The following is a 14,340-nucleotide window of genomic DNA, read 5'->3' on the forward strand; positions in this document are numbered from 1 at the left end:
GGCAGCCCGCGGGATGGTCGCCGTTCTCGCACGTCAATAGCGTTTCTGGTGCGCGCAGTTCTTGCCGATGACACGGAGAGAGGCCACCAGAATGCCGGATTATCCGGGACAGACCATCGAACCGGCGGTACGGGTCGAACAACTCACCCGCGTGTACGACGCCGGCCGTAACCAGGTGACTGCGCTCGCGGGCATCGATGTCGGCTTCGACCGGGGCACCTTCACCGCGGTGATGGGGCCCTCGGGCTCCGGCAAGAGCACGCTGCTGCAGACCGCCGCCGGGCTCGACCGGCCCACCTCCGGTCGGGTGGTCATCGGAGGCACCGACCTGTCCGGGCTGTCCGAGACCCGCCTGACCGAGCTGCGTCGTACCCGGATCGGGTTCGTCTTCCAGGCATTCAACCTGATCGGCGCGCTCACCGTCGAGGAGAACATCGTGCTGCCCCTACGCCTGGCCGGCGTCCGTCCGGACCGGGCCTGGCTGACCCAGGTGGTCGAGCGGGTCGGCCTCACCGAGCGACTGCACCACCGGCCGGCCGCGCTCTCCGGCGGCCAGCAGCAGCGGGTGGCGATCGCCCGGGCGCTGGCCACCCGCCCCGAGGTGATCTTCTCAGACGAGCCCACCGGCGCCCTCGACTCGCGGACCGCGGCGGAGGTGCTGACGCTGCTTCGCGCGGTCGTGGACGAACACGGGCTGACAGTGGTGATGGTGACCCACGATCCGATCGCCGCGTCGTACGCGGACCGCGTGCTCGTGTTGGCCGACGGTGCGATCGTCGCCGACCTGCCGCAGCTCGGAGCCGCCGGTATCGCCGAGCACCTGGCATCGCTGGATCGGCGGGTCCTCCGATGATCGGCCTCGCCGCCCGCCTGCTGCGACACCGCGCCGGCCCCGCCGCCGCGACCCTGCTGGCCCTGATCGCCGGCGTGCTGATCCTGGTATCGATGGGCACGCTCGTCGAGTCCGGGCTGCGTTTCCGTACGGAGCCACGACTCTGGGCAACGGCCGACGCGGTCGTCGCCAACCGCACGGTGAGCCACACGTTCAAAGAATTCGGCGGCGACACCACCACGAGCACCGTCACGCTGCCCGAGGGCGGCACTGTGGACGCGGCCCTGGTGGACCAGATCCGCCAGGTGCCGGGCGTCGAGGCCGTCACCGGCGACGAACGGGTGCTGATCGGCTCACCCGCTGCCGTGGGACACGGCTGGGACACGTACGCCTTCACCGGTCGTCCCATCGGCGCGGGTGCCGCGCCACGAGCCGACGACGAGGTGCTTGTCGACACCCTTCTCGGCGTGGCACCCGGCAACCGCATCGACCTGGTCGTCGGCGGGGTCAGCCGGTCGTACCGGGTGAGCGGAACCGCCGAGACCGGTTCGGCGGCGGTGTTCTTCACCGACGCGCAGGCCGCCCGGTTGTCCGCCCACCCGGGCCGGGTTGATGCGATCGGCGTGCGGATGGTGCCCGGCGCCGACCTCGGCGCGGTACGCGAGATCGCGTCGGCGGCCGGCGCCACGACGTACGCCGGGAAGGACCGTGGGAACGTCGAGCAGTCGGAGGACCAGGCCGCCCAGACGTTGCTGATCGAGGTCGGATCGGTTTTCGGGGGGTACGTCGTCCTGCTGATCGTCTTCGTGGTGGCCGGCACCATCGGGCTGTCCGTCCGGCACCGTCGACGTGACCTGGCGTTACTACGCGCGGTCGCGGCCACGCCGGGGCAGGTGCGTCGCATGCTGGTCGCCGAGGCCGCGCTTTTGGCCCTGCTCGGCTCTGCGATCGGCGGCCCGGCCGGACTGCTGGCGGCCCGTTGGGTGCACGGCGAGCTGGTCGGACGGGGGTTCGTGCCGGCCAGCTTCCCGATGGCCGGCGGCCTGTTCGCGGTGCCGGCCGCGGCCCTCGTGGCGGTCCTCGTGGCGGTGCTCGCCGCGTTGGTCGCGGCACGCCGGGTCACCGGGATCAAGCCGATCGAGGCGCTCGGCGAGATCGCTGTCGAGCCTCGGCGCAGCGGCCGGGTGCGGCTGATCGCCGGCGTGCTGACGCTGGCGGCGGCCGGCACCTCCGGGGCGTTCACGCTCGGTGCCGCCGGGTCGACCGGGGCACTGGCCGGCGCGGTCGGCATGCTGTACCTGTTCGTCATCGCGGTGGCGCTGCTCGCACCGAGGATCAACGCGTACGCGGCACGCCTGCTCACACCGTTGTTGCCGCGGATGTGGCGGGTCAGCGGCTACCTGGCCGCGGCCAATCTGCGGGCCAACGCGCAGGGCATGGCGACCGTCCTGACCGCCCTCGTACTGTCAGTGGGGTTCGGCGGCTCGGTCTGGTTCCTGCAGACCAACCTGGAACGGCAGACCACCACGCAGAGCAGCGCGGGAACCCTCGCCGAGCGGGTGCTTGTCGCTCCGGGTGGGCTGCCGAAGGACGCGGTCCGGGAGATCCGCGAGTTGGCCGGGGTGCGGGCGGCCACCGGTGTGCACCGTACGCAGGTGGTGGTGCGGGCGCTCGGCGGAATCGAGCCGGTCAGCGCGCAGTCGGTCGACCCGGCGGGCATCACGTCGACGATGGACCTCGCCGTAGGCGAGGGCAACCTGGCCGACCTGCGCGCGGGCACTGTCGCCCTGTCTTCGATGCAGGCGTCCACTTCCGGCTGGGACGTCGGCGACCAGGTGGAACTCTGGCTGGGCGACGGCACCCCGGTCACGTTGGACGTCATCGCGATCTACGGCCGGGGCCTCGGCTTCGGCGACGTCACGCTGGCCGCCGAGACGGTCGCCGGGCACACGGCCGGGGGTACCGACGACGAGGTCCTGGTCAGCGCCGGCCCGGAGGCCGACACCGCGTTGGCCCGGTGGTCGGCGGGGCACCCGGGCACCCAGGTTCTCGACGCCGCTACCCGTACGCGTCTGATCAGCGCCGATCTGGCGTTCGGCGCCTGGTTGAACCGGCTGCTGATCGGCGTGATGGTGGGGTACGCGGCGCTGGCGGCGGCGACCACGATGGTGCTGGCCGCGCTGGCCCGCCGCCGCGAGTTGGCGTTGCTGCAACTGGTCGGGGTCACCCGCCGTCAGATTCGGCGGATGGTCCAGGCCGAACAGGCCGGGCTGCTCGGCACCGCGGTGCTGATCGGCGCGACGATCGCGGCGCTGACCCTGAGCGCGATCGTCAACGGACTGACCGGCAGCCCGGTCCCGTACGTCCCGCCGCTCGGTTGGGTGGCGGTGCTCGGCGGCACGACACTGCTGGCGTTGGCAACCACCGTGTGGCCCGTCCGACGCCTGCTCAGCGCTCCGCCGATCGACAACATCGGTGTGAAGGAGTAGGCGTCGCGGCTCGAATATCGGCAACCGCTGACGGCATCGCCGACAAGCGCGGTGGCACCACCGCAGACGCGACACGGAACCCGGCCGCCGGCCATGGGGGCCACGAAGATCATCGCGGAACCCGACAGCAGGGCATGCAGCCGGACGTTCGAGATCGCCGCGAACGCCGCAGTGGGGCGCTCGGCAGCCGCAGGCACTGCGGGTTCGCCAGTTCGTGCTGGTGGGCTCGGTCAGCCAGCACCTGCTGCACCGGTCGCCGTGCACGGTGGCGGTGGTCCGGGAAATCCCGCAGGCCTGAGCTCTGGTTCTGAACGCTGGACCGCCCCGGCCGGCCGGGGCGGTCCAGCCGTCTCCGAACTCAGGTCCGATCCAACAGCCGCCGCAGAGAGTTGCGGCCGATACGGCAGAGGCCGTTGACAACGGATGCGATCGCCCACGGTGCGAACCAGACGGACGGCCGCCCGGTACGGGCGGGCCGGTGGTCCCGTCCTAGCGGGCCCATCGGCCGTGCCGATATCGATCGACGGAGACCTACGTTCGAGAGGAAGGACCAACGGAGGGCAGAAGCATGATCGAGACCTTGGTTGAGAACGGTCTCAAGGCGTTGGCCGACTACGACTCCTACGACCAGAAACAGGTCGACGAGATCGTGAAGAAGGCGTCGGTGGCCGCGCTCAGCCGGCACGCCGCACTCGCGATGCTGGCGGTCGAGGAGACCGGCCGCGGCGTGTTCGAGGACAAGGCGGCGAAAAACATCTTCGCCTGCGAGCACGTCACCAACCACATGGCCGACATCCGCACCGTCGGGGTGATCGCCCGGGACGACATCGCGGGGGTCACTCAGATCGCCGAGCCGGTCGGGGTGGTGGCCGCGGTGACGCCGGTGACCAACCCGACCTCGACCACCATCTTCAAGGCTCTGCTGGCCCTCAAGACCCGCAACCCGGTGATCTTCGCCTTCCATCCGGCGGCGCAACGCTGCAGCCAGGAGGCCGCCCGAACGGTCCGTGACGCCGCCGTCGCCGCCGGCGCGCCGGAGCACTGCGTCCAGTGGATCGAGGCGCCGTCGGTGGCCGCGACGAACGAGTTGATGCAGCATCCCGGTGTCTCGGTGGTCCTGGCGACCGGCGGCAACACCATGGTCCGAGCCGCCTATTCCACCGGCAAACCGGCGCTCGGCGTCGGCGCCGGCAATGTCCCGGCGTACCTGGAGGCTTCGGCCGACGTGGCCCGCGCTGTCAACGACGTGGTGCTGTCCAAGTCGTTCGACAACGGCATGATCTGCGCCTCCGAGCAGGCCGTCATCATCGACGACGCGATCCAGTCCGTCGCTCTCGCCGAGTTCCGGCGACTGCACGCCCACGTCGCGACGCCACAGGAGAAGACGCTGCTGGAGGCGCTGCTTTTCGGCTCCGGAAGACTCAACCCGGACGTGGTCGGGCAGTCAGCGACCTGGATCGCCGAACACGCCGGTTTCGCGGTCGCCCCGGACACCTCGATCATCCTGGCCCCGGTTGACCGGGTCGGCCCGGCCGAGCCGCTGACCCGGGAGAAGCTCTGCCCGGTGCTCGCCCTGCTGTCGGCGACCGGTCACGACCAGGCCTTCGCGTACGCCGAGCAGATGGTCGAGTTTGACGGTCTGGGCCACAGCGCCGTCATCCACACGCAGGACGCGGAACTGGCCGAGGCGTACGGCCGTCGGATCAAGGCCGTCCGGATCATCTGGAACGCACCGGCCTCGCAGGGCGGCATCGGCGACATGTACAACGCCTTCCTGCCGTCGCTGACGCTGGGCTGCGGCAGCTACGGCCACAATTCGGTGTCGCACAACGTCACCGCGGTCGACCTGATCAACATCAAGCGGGTTGCCCGGCGTACGAACAATCTGCAGTGGTTCAAGGTTCCGCCGAAGATCTACTTCGAGCCGAACGCGATCCGTTACCTCGCCGACATGCCCGACGTACACCGGGTCACGGTGGTCACCGACCACACGATGACCAAGCTGGGGTACGTGGACCGCGTGCTGTCCGTGCTGCACCGCCGCCGCGAGCAGGTGGCTCTGCAGATCATCGACGACGTGGAGCCGGAGCCCAGCGTGCGCACTGTCGACCGCGGCGCCGAGTTGATGCGCTCGTTTCGGCCGGACACCATCATCGCGCTCGGCGGGGGCTCGGCGATGGATGCCGCCAAGGTGATGTGGCTGCGCTACGAGCACCCCGAGGTGGTCTTCGCCGATCTGCGGGAGAAGTTCTTCGACATCCGCAAACGCGCCTTCAAGTTCCCCACCCTCGGCACGCTGGCCCAACTCGTCTGCGTCCCGACCACCTCCGGCACCGGGGCTGAGGTCACCCCGTTCGCCGTCATCACCGACACCGCGTCGGGCAAGAAGTACCCGCTCGCCGACTACGCTCTCACGCCGAGTGTGGCGATCGTCGACCCGGTGCTGGCCGCCGACCTACCGGCGGTGGTCACCGCGGACAGCGGCTTCGACGCGCTCACCCACGCGATCGAGTCGTATGTGTCGGTCTACGCCAGCGACTTCACCGACGGGCTGGCCCTGCACGCCATCCGGCTCATCTTCGGCAACCTGGCCCGGGCCGTGCACCACGGCGCGGCAGACCCGCGGGCCCGCGAGAAGATGCACAACGCCGGAACGATCGCCGGCATGGCGTTCGGCAGCGCCTTCCTCGGCATCGTGCATGCCATGTCGCACACCCTGGGCGCCACCTTCCACGTCGCACACGGACGCACCAACGCGATCCTGCTCCCGCACGTCATCCGCTACAACGGGGCCGTGCCGAGCAAGCTCACCGGCTGGCCCAAGTACGAGAGCTACCGGGCGCCGCAACGCTTCGCCGACATCGCCCGCACCCTCGGGCTGCCCGCGGCGACCGACGCCGAGGCGGTCGAAGCTCTGGCCACGGCGATCGAGAGGCTGCGCGACGCGGTCGGCATCGAACCCTCGTTCGCGGCCGTCGGGGTGGACGAGGGTGCCTTCCTCGCGGCGTTGCCGCAGCAGGCGCTCAACGCGTACGAGGACCAGTGCGCGCCGGCCAATCCCCGGATGCCGATGCTCGCCGACATGCAGGAACTGATGCGCGCCGCGTACCACGGATCGGCGACCGCCGGCTGAGTAGACCGGGAGGTGCCGCTTTCGCTCAGAAGGGAGAGGCCATGAAGGGAACAGTGCTCCAACGACCCGGGCGGTGGCTCACGTGGGGAGCCACGACGGGCGAGGTGGCGGGCACGCTGCCCGGCGACGAGTTCCTCGCCGCCCCGGACATCGTCTCCACCCGGGCAGTCACCATCGAGGCACCGCCCATGGCGGTCTGGCCCTGGCTCGTGCAGATGGGCAGCGGTCGCGGTGGCGCCTACACCTACGACTGGGTCGAGAACCTGTTCGGGCTCGACATGCACAGCGCCGACGAGATCCTGCCACGGTTCCAGCACCTCGCCACCGGCGACGAACTACCGCTTGGCAGGAACGGGCCCGCCATGCGGGTCGAGATCCTCGACCCGGGGCGGACGCTGGTGTTCCGGTCCGCCGATGGCGCCTGGGTATGGTCCTTCCACCTGCGGCCCGACGGGGCGGGCACCCGGCTGATCAGCCGCAACCGGATCGCGCTGGTGGGCGGTCCGGGACCGGTTCGGATCGCGTACCGCCTGGTGATGGAACCGGGCAGTCTGATCATGGAACGCCGGATGCTGCTGGGTATCAAGCAGCGCGCGGAAGGCACGTCATGAACGTGCTCGCCCGGTGCGTGGCGGCCGCGACGCTAGCTCCCTCGCTGCACAACAGCCAGCCATGGCTCTTCCGGGTCACCGGCCGGGAGGTGCGGGTGTACGCGGACCGCAGCCGCCAACTCGACGCGCTGGACGCGTCCGGGCGCGAACTCCTGATCAGTGTCGGTGCGGCAGTGTTCACCCTGCGGCTGGCTCTGCGGGCAGAGGGTTGGCGCACGACGTACGTCCTCTTCCCGGAACCGGACTCGCCCGATCTGGTGGCCCGGGTGCTAATCGATGGCGAAGCCCCACCGCCGGAAACCGTGACGACGTTGGCCGAAGCGATCGCCCGGCGGCACACCAATCGGTGGCCGTTCGCCGACTCAGCGGTTTCTGCCGACGCGATCGAGGAGCTGACCGTGGCCGCCGCGGACCAGGGGGTGGCACTCACGGTCGCCGGTCCGGTCACCCGCAACGCCATCCTGGGGCTCGGGCACCAGGCTGAGCGCCGGCTGCGCATGAGCGGCCGCTACCGGGCCGAGCTGAGCCGCTGGACGAGGCCCTCGTCGGGCCGCCACGACGGCATCCCAGCCGCCGCCATCGGACCGTGGGACGCCCTCGAACGAATGCCGATCCGAGACTTCGGCCTCGTCCACCCACAACCCTGGCGGACAAGTGAGTTCTTCGAGGCGCACCCGACCATCGCCGTGCTCGCGACGCTCGGTGACGGCCCGCACGACTGGGTAAGCGCCGGTCAGGCCCTTCAGCACGTCCTGCTGGCGGCCACCCGGCTGAGGCTGGCCACCACTCCCATCAGCCAACCGATCGAGGTTCCGGCGATCCGCGAACTGCTCACCGACACCGCGGCCGGCCGTTGGGCGCAGATGATCATTCGGATCGGATACGGCCCACAGGCCGCGGTGACACCGCGCCGGCCGCTGTCCGAGGTTCTGCGAAGGAGCGACCAGTGACCATTCGACGATCATGGCGCGCCCGGATGTACCGGGGAGGACACCCCGGTCGCCTGGCGCGGGTGCTCAACCGGATCGCCGCTGCCCAGCACAGCAGCGGATTCCTGGCACCGTCGGGCTGGGTGACCCTGGAAGTGGTCGGCCACAGAAGCGGGCGGACGGTGGCCGTGCCGTTGGTGATGACCATTCATGGCGGGGAGCGCTACCTGGTCTCGATGCTCGGGCGCCGGGCCAACTGGGTGGCCAACGTCCGGGCTGCCGACGGCGCGGCCACCCTTCGGCGTGGCCGACGGGAGCCGGTCCGGCTGGTCGAGGTCGACGTGGCGGAACGAGCGCCGATCCTGCGCGAGTATCTCGCCAAGGCACCGGGCGCCCGCCCGCACTTCCCGGTCGATCGGCATTCCTCACACGCTGAGTTCATGACGATCGCGCCGGAGTACCCGGTATTCCTGATCAGACCGGCGGTGCCCTGAGGTTCCGGAGCTGGGGGCCGAACGTCCCTCGGCGGACGGCTTCTGGCCCTTGGGGGCGACGTCGGCCGGGCCTAGCGTGACTCCTGACAAGCCGAGATCTGTGAAAGGAGCCGCCGTGACCGCGGTCGTATCCGAGCCCCGTACGCTCGCCGAGCTCGACGACACCGAACTCGCCCGTCTGGACGCGTGGTGGCGGGCGACCAACTACCTCACCATCGGGCAGATTTACCTGCAGGGCAACCCGTTGCTGCGCGAGCCCCTGTCGGCTGAGCACATCAAGCCGCGCCTGCTCGGTCACTGGGGAACCAGCCCGGGTCTGTCGCTGATCTACGCACACGTCTCCCGGCTGATCCGGCACACCGGTCAGCAGGCGATCTACCTGGCCGGTCCGGGTCACGGCGGCCCGGCACTGGTGGCCGCCGGCTACCTGGAAGGCACCTACAGCGAGATCTACCCGGACGTCAGTCAGGACGAGGCCGGGATGCTGCGCCTGTTCCGGCAGTTCTCCAGCCCGGGCGGTATCCCTTCGCACGTGTCGGTGACCACCCCCGGCTCCATCCACGAGGGCGGCGAGCTGGGCTACGTCCTGGTCCACGCGTTCGGCGCGGTCATGGACAACCCGGACCTGCTGGCCATCGCGGTGGTGGGCGACGGTGAGGCCGAGACCGGGCCCCTCGAGGGCTCCTGGAAGGGCGTGTCCTTTCTCAACCCCGAGCGCGACGGCGCGGTCCTGCCGATCCTGCACCTCAACGACGCCAAGATCTCCGGCCCCACCGTGCTGGGGCGCAAGGATCCCGAGGAGGTACGCAACCTGCTGCGTGGCCACGGCTACGACGTCATCGAGGTCGAGGGCTCCGACCTGCCCGGCATGCACCACCGCTTCGCCGCCGCCCTCGTCACTGCCTGGACGAGGATCCGCGACATCCAGACCGCCGCCCGCGACGGTTCCTGGGACGGTATCCGCCCGGCCTGGCCGCTGATCATCCTGCGGTCACCGAAGGGCTGGACCGGGCCGGACTCCGTCGACGGGATCACCGTCACCGGGACCTGGCGGTCGCACCAGGTGCCGCTGTCCGGCGTCAAGGACAATCCGGAGCACCTCGCACTGCTCGAACGCTGGCTCAAGTCGTACCGTCCGGAGGAGCTGTTCGATTCCGCCGGCGCGCCCGTGGCGTTGATCCGGGACCAGGCTCCCGACGGTGACCTACGGATGAGCGCCAGCCCGCATGCCAACGGCGGGGTGCTGACCCGGGATCTGGACCTGCCGGACTTCCGTGCCTACGCGGTCGACGTGCCCCGGCCCGCGCAGCGGCGGGCCGAGTCGACGCGCAAGCTGGGCGAGATGATGCGAGACATCTACGCCCGCAACGCCGACCGGTTCCGGTTGTTCTGCCCCGACGAGACCAACAGCAACCGGCTCGGTTCCGTCTTCGAGGTCTCCGACCGCGCCTTCATGGAGCGCGTGACGGCAGAGGATGTGGCGATCAGCCGCCACGGCCGGGTCATGGAGGTGCTCAGCGAGCACAACTGCCACGGCTGGCTGGAGGGCTACAACCTGACCGGCCGGCACGGCATGTTCGCCACGTACGAGGCGTTCGCCATGGTCAGCGCGTCGCAGACCGTGCAGCACGGCAAGTGGTTGCAGGAGGCCAAGAACCTGCCGTGGCGCGAGAAGGTGCCCAGCCTCAACGTGCTGCTCACCTCGACGGCGTGGCGCAACGACCACAACGGCTTCTCCCACCAGGGGCCCGGCCTGATCCAGGTGGTGCTCACCCAACGCGGCGACGTCGCCCGGGTCTACCTGCCGCCGGACGCCAACACCCTGCTGTCGGTGGCCGACCACTGCTTCCGGTCGCGGTCCTACATCAACCTGATCGTGATCGACAAGCAGCCGCAGTTGCAGTACCTCTCCATGGACGAGGCGATCGAGCACTGCGCCCGCGGCGCGGGCGTCTGGGACTGGGCCGGCACCGACGACGGCACCAGCGACCCCGACATCGTCCTCGCCTGCGCCGGCGACGTCGTCACCATGGAGACGGTCGCGGCCGCACAGATCCTGCGCGACCGGTTGCCCGGCTTCAAGGTCCGCGTGGTCAACGTGGTCGACCTGATGACCCTGGTCCGCCCCAAGGACCACCCACACGGCATGAACGAGACCTTGTTCACCGAGCTGTTCACCGACACCGTCGACGTGGTGTTCTCCTTCCACGGCTACCCCGGCGCGATCCACCAGCTCGTGCACGGCCGCCCCGACGCGGACCGGTTCCGCGTCCGCGGCTTCATCGAGCAGGGCACGACCACCACCCCGTTCGACATGACGGTCCGCAACAGGGCGTCGCGGTACCACCTCGTGATGGACGCCATCAACAACGCCAAGCGCCTCCCCCGCGGCGCCGCCGACCTCAAGGCGTGGTGCCAGAGTCAGCTCGATCGCCACGAGACGTACGTGGTGGAGCACCTGGAGGACATGCCCGAGGTCCGCGACTGGGCGCTCGGCGACTGGGCGGCACGCGGCTGAGCTTCACCGAGACGGTGGCGCCGGCCGGCGCCACCGTCTCTCGGCGATGCCCGGCGGCAGCGGCGGGACCGCGAGGCGGGTGGCGGTCAGCCACCCGCCTCCCAGCTTCCCAGCTCTGACGGTAGAGGCCCGCAAAGACGCAGGTCAGGGCCGGAAGAGCGCGTCACCACGCGCGTCGCGCCACGGCCCGTCGACGGGGGTCGTCCGGCCCTACGGCGAAGAACCCCGACCGGTCTACAAAGGAAGAAGAGGGAAGGGGTGAGAAGTGCCATGACCCGATACGTCTACGACTTCACCGACGGCAACAAGGACCTCAAGGACCTGCTCGGCGGCAAGGGCGCCAACCTGGCCGAGATGACCCTGATGGGCCTGCCGGTGCCGCCAGGGTTCACCGTCACCACCGAGGCGTGCCGCACCTACCTGCGCACCGGCACGATGCCCGCAGGCCTGCTCACCGAGGTCCAACATCACCTGCGGCTGATGCAGAACCGGATGGGCAAGACCTTCGGCGACGCCGCAGATCCGCTGTTGCTGTCGGTGCGGTCCGGTGCCAAGTTCTCGATGCCGGGAATGATGGAGACAATCCTGGACATCGGCCTGAACGACGCGAGCGTGGTCGGCCTCGGCCGACAGAGCGCGGATCAGCGGTTCGCCTGGGACTCGTACCGGCGCCTGATCCAGATGTTCGGCAAGACGGTTTTCGACGTTCCCGGCGAAGCTTTCGAAGAGGAACTGACGGCCGCCCGGTCGATCGCGGGCGTCGCAACGGACCCGGAACTCGGCACGACTCAACTGCAGGACCTGGTACACGCGTACAAGAAGGTGTTCCACCAGCACACCGGCCGAGACTTTCCACAGGCACCGCACGAACAGCTGTTCCTGGCGATCGCAGCGGTGTTCCGCTCGTGGAACGCCGAACGCGCCATCCTGTACCGCCGGCAGGAGCGCATCCCGCAGGACCTGGGCACCGCGGTCAACGTCATGGCGATGGTCTTCGGCAACCGAGGGGAGAACTCCGGAACCGGGGTCGCCTTCACCCGGGACCCGGCCACCGGACGGCGTGGCGTCTACGGCGACTACCTGCGCAACGCTCAAGGGGAGGACGTGGTCGCCGGGATCCGCAACGCCGTGCCGCTGGCCGAGCTCGCCGCCATCGATCCAGCGAGCCATCGGCAGCTGCTGTCGATCATGCAGCGGCTCGAGCAGCGTTACCGCGACCTGTGCGACATCGAGTTCACCATCGAGAACGGCAGGTTGTGGATGCTGCAGACCCGGGTCGGCAAGCGCACCCCGGCCGCCGCGTTCGTCATCGCCGCCCAGTTGGTCGACGAAGGCCGCATCACCCTGCATGAGGCACTGCAGCGGGTCACCGGTGAGCAACTGGCCCAGCTGATGTTCCCCAGTTTCGACACCACCGCCGCTCCCCCACCGCTGACCACCGGCGTGCCGGCCTCTCCGGGCGCCTCGGTCGGCGCGATCGTCTTCGACTCGGCCGCCGCGGTGGCGGCGACCGAGCCGGTCATCCTGGTGCGCCGGGAGACCAATCCCGACGACCTGCCCGGCATGATCGCTGCTCAAGGCATCCTGACCTCGCGCGGCGGCAAGACGTCACACGCCGCGGTGGTCGCCCGCGGCATGGGCAAGACATGTGTCTGCGGCACCGAGGAACTACGCATCGACGGCGACGGCGTCACCGTGGCGGGTCGCACCCTGCACGCCGGTGACATCATCTCGATCGACGGCACCACCGGAAACGTCTACCCGGGATCGGTCGCCGTGCGGCCCTCCGCGGTGGTGCGGTACTTCGAGGGCGAGCTGGCGGCGCACGGCGACCCGCTGCTCTCCGCGGTGGAGCGGCTGATGGCCCACGCCGATCACCAGGCCCGGCTCGACGTGCACGCCAACGCCGACACCGCCGTCGACGCCACCCGAGCCCGCCGCTTCGGCGCCACCGGAGTCGGCTTGTGCCGCACCGAGCACATGTTCCTCGGCGACCGCCGCCGGCTGGTCGAGAGGCTGATCCTGGCCGAGGACGACGCCGCCCGCTCCGAAGCCCTCCAGGCGCTGCTGCCCTTGCAGCGGGCCGACTTCGAGGAGCTGTTCGCCGCGATGGACGGGCTGCCGGTGACCGTGCGGCTCATCGACCCACCGCTGCACGAGTTCCTGCCCCCGCTGGAGGAGCTGACCGCCCGGGTGGCCCACGCAGAGGCGCTCGGCGTGGACCCGGGCCACGACGGCACACTGCTGACCGCGGTGCGGCGCATGCACGAGCAAAACCCGATGCTCGGGCTGCGCGGCGTACGTCTGGGCCTGGTGATCCCGGGTCTGTTCGCCATGCAGGTCCGCGCGATCGCGCAGGCCGCGGCCGCTCGGGTCGCCGCAGGCGGCGACCCTCAGCCGGAGATCATGGTTCCGCTGGTCGGAGCGGTTCAGGAACTCGAGACGGTACGCGCGGAAGCGGAGTCGGTGCTGGCGAGCGTGCCCGGTGCGCCGCCGATCCGGCTCGGCACCATGATCGAGGTTCCCCGGGCCGCCCTGACCGCCGGGCAGATCGCCGGCGTCGCCGAATTCTTCTCGTTCGGCACCAACGACCTGACCCAGATGACGTGGGGCTTCTCCCGCGACGACGTGGAAGGCGCGTTCTTCGGCCGGTACCTCGAGCTGGGCATCTTCTCGGTATCACCGTTCGAGAGCATCGACCGCGACGGCGTGGGCGAGCTCGTCCGCACCGCCGTCCAACGCGGCCGCGCCATCCGACCCGACCTGACCATCGGGGTGTGCGGCGAGCACGGCGGCGATCCGGCCTCGGTGCGGTTCTTCCACGACGCCGGCCTGGACTACGTGTCCTGCTCGCCGTTCCGGGTGCCGATCGCCCGGCTCGAGGCCGGTCGCGCCGCGAGCGCAGCGGCCGGCTCGGACAGCCGGTAGGAGGTCACGATGACAACGACGGTGACACCGGTTCGCCGTGGCGATCGGGAGATCGGCGCCTACATCGACGGACGCTTCGTGCCGGCAGTGGATGCCACCACCGTCGCGCTGGCCGCGCTGGCCACCGCGGCGGTGGCCACCGCGGCGGTGTCGGCGGGCCTGGCCATGCGTCGGCGCCCGGCGATCGGCACGGTGACGATGGGTCCCGGCGGCTGGATCAGCCTCAAGCACACCGGCAGGCCACCGCTGCGCGCCGCTTCGACGAGCCGGCCCTGGTGGGCGCACCTGTTGCGGGCACACCGGCTCGTCGAGCAGCGCTGAACGTTCCGCCCGCCCCTGGAGGTCCCGGACGGTCCCGACCCGCCCGGGACCTCTGACCCTTAAGCCGCGAGTGGTCGCTCGGCAA

Annotated in this window: 8 protein-coding genes and 1 pseudogene; all 9 read left to right on the plus strand. The window is 70.3% G+C overall.

Annotated elements, in window-relative coordinates; translation table 11 throughout:
• Positions 1-91: 91 nt before the first annotated feature.
• Positions 92-853: an ABC transporter ATP-binding protein gene (locus KBX08_RS01275; RefSeq protein ID WP_210780650.1), complete on the plus strand. Its 762-nt coding sequence runs from the start codon at positions 92-94 to the stop codon at positions 851-853.
• A complete protein-coding gene (locus tag KBX08_RS01280; RefSeq protein ID WP_210780651.1) occupies positions 850-3,321 on the plus strand; it encodes an FtsX-like permease family protein in 2,472 nt (823 codons plus the stop codon). The genes KBX08_RS01275 and KBX08_RS01280 overlap by 4 nt, the downstream gene beginning before the upstream one ends.
• 565 nt (positions 3,322-3,886) lie before the next feature.
• Positions 3,887-6,454, plus strand: a pseudogene (adhE, locus tag KBX08_RS01285) (bifunctional acetaldehyde-CoA/alcohol dehydrogenase); the annotation flags it as partial.
• A gap of 41 nt (positions 6,455-6,495) precedes the next feature.
• On the plus strand, positions 6,496-7,065 hold the full coding sequence (locus KBX08_RS01290; protein WP_210780653.1) for an SRPBCC family protein: 570 nt from the start codon (positions 6,496-6,498) through the stop codon (positions 7,063-7,065).
• Complete coding sequence (locus KBX08_RS01295) at positions 7,062-8,015, plus strand: nitroreductase family protein (protein ID WP_210780654.1); 954 nt, start codon at positions 7,062-7,064, stop codon at positions 8,013-8,015. The genes KBX08_RS01290 and KBX08_RS01295 overlap by 4 nt, the downstream gene beginning before the upstream one ends.
• On the plus strand, positions 8,012-8,488 hold the full coding sequence (locus tag KBX08_RS01300) for a nitroreductase/quinone reductase family protein (protein WP_307850421.1): 477 nt from the start codon (positions 8,012-8,014) through the stop codon (positions 8,486-8,488). The genes KBX08_RS01295 and KBX08_RS01300 overlap by 4 nt, the downstream gene beginning before the upstream one ends.
• 115 nt (positions 8,489-8,603) lie before the next feature.
• On the plus strand, positions 8,604-11,006 hold the full coding sequence (locus tag KBX08_RS01305) for a phosphoketolase (RefSeq protein ID WP_210780655.1): 2,403 nt from the start codon (positions 8,604-8,606) through the stop codon (positions 11,004-11,006).
• A gap of 270 nt (positions 11,007-11,276) precedes the next feature.
• Complete coding sequence (gene ppdK, locus KBX08_RS01310) at positions 11,277-13,934, plus strand: pyruvate, phosphate dikinase (RefSeq protein ID WP_210780656.1); 2,658 nt, start codon at positions 11,277-11,279, stop codon at positions 13,932-13,934.
• Between the two features lie 9 nt (positions 13,935-13,943).
• Positions 13,944-14,255 carry a hypothetical protein gene (locus KBX08_RS01315; RefSeq protein ID WP_210780657.1) on the plus strand — a complete coding sequence of 104 codons (312 nt, stop codon included), beginning with the start codon at positions 13,944-13,946 and terminating at the stop codon, positions 14,253-14,255.
• The last annotated feature ends 85 nt before the right edge of the window (positions 14,256-14,340 follow it).

Source organism: Micromonospora sp. H61, assembly GCF_018070325.1.
GTDB lineage: Bacteria > Actinomycetota > Actinomycetes > Mycobacteriales > Micromonosporaceae > Micromonospora > Micromonospora salmantinae.

Bases quoted from the DNA above. Each gene is read 5' to 3' on its own strand.
- KBX08_RS01315 (WP_210780657.1), top strand. From the start codon at position 13,944: ATGACAACGACGGTGACACCGGTTCGCCGTGGCGATCGGGAGATCGGC.
- KBX08_RS01290 (WP_210780653.1), top strand. From the start codon at position 6,496: ATGAAGGGAACAGTGCTCCAACGACCCGGGCGGTGGCTCACGTGGGGA.
- KBX08_RS01280 (WP_210780651.1), top strand. From the start codon at position 850: ATGATCGGCCTCGCCGCCCGCCTGCTGCGACACCGCGCCGGCCCCGCC.
- KBX08_RS01295 (WP_210780654.1), top strand. From the start codon at position 7,062: ATGAACGTGCTCGCCCGGTGCGTGGCGGCCGCGACGCTAGCTCCCTCG.
- KBX08_RS01275 (WP_210780650.1), top strand. From the start codon at position 92: ATGCCGGATTATCCGGGACAGACCATCGAACCGGCGGTACGGGTCGAA.
- ppdK (WP_210780656.1), top strand. From the start codon at position 11,277: ATGACCCGATACGTCTACGACTTCACCGACGGCAACAAGGACCTCAAG.